The 952-nt window shown below is 45.6% G+C and carries 2 protein-coding genes; one reads left to right on the top strand and one right to left on the bottom strand.

What is annotated here, in order from left to right:
- Positions 1-279 (bottom strand): TetR family transcriptional regulator (locus tag A3750_RS23605; protein ID WP_156498890.1); only part of this gene is annotated, 279 nt, incomplete at its 3' end.
- Between the two features lie 268 nt (positions 280-547).
- Here A3750_RS23605 and A3750_RS23600 point away from each other — a divergent pair.
- On the top strand, positions 548-952 hold a 405-nt coding region (locus A3750_RS23600; RefSeq protein ID WP_231871938.1), incomplete at its 3' end, for an FAD-binding oxidoreductase.

Below are 952 nucleotides of genomic sequence, written 5' to 3'. Positions count from 1 at the left end.
CTCAACTGAGTTTCGAGCGCGTGCATCAAAATACCCTTCGTTCTGTCTTGCCTGACGCATGAGCTTGCGTAGCAGCAGCCCTAAATCGTCAATGATATTTAAACCGAGCTCTTCCATATCGGTAAAGTGACGATAAAAGGAGGTAGGCACAACCCCAGCGTTCTTAGCGACCTCTCGAAGGCTAATGCTTGCAAAGTTACGGCCATTGCCCGTTAAGTTGAGCGCCGCATCCATTAGTGACTTGCGTGTTTGTGCTTTTTTTTCGTCTCTTGTTTGCATGCATTCCGCTTAATGAATAAAAGATACAAAAGTTTAGCATCTTTAGTGTTCACCTGTGCACTGTTATTTCATGAGTTTTTGCGTGCGTCTGCATCAAGAATACCGCTCTTTTTCAGGAGCTTATCCTATCTAAAGGCTGTTTTGTAAGTGGTCTCTTTGCTGTGGAATAAGATTTGATTATGAAATTTGAGTGTACAAGTGTTGACTGAAAAGATGTCCTGCTGTACTTTGGTGAACATATGTACACCAAAGTATTCGGGAGCTTCTTATGGGCGCGCTACACCAAACTAACTTCACTCACCTATCGGCCGCTATGTACCGTTGGGCGTCAAAAATGTCGCCATTGGCATTAAGTGCGCCTGTCGATTTTTTCATGACCGAGTTCGAGCCTTTGTTCGCAACAAAACGCATGGCAGCGGAGTTGGTCTCGACGAGACATGAGACGCATGACACGACCACCTTTGTTTTGCGTCCATCGATACATTGGCAAGCCTTTGTGCCAGGGCAATATGTGGCGATTGAGGTCGATATTGCGGGTGTGCGGTATCGTCGAAATTACTCGATTTCGTCATCGGTACGGATGTTTGAAGAGCAATCACTGATCAGCATTACGGTAAAGCGTGTCGAGGGCGGTATTGTTTCTAACTATTTAGCGGATCATCTGGAGCTAGAT

The organism is Oleiphilus sp. HI0079, assembly GCF_001635105.1.
Note: the sequence above shows the minus strand (reverse complement) of the source record. Positions and strands in the feature narration are given on the sequence as shown.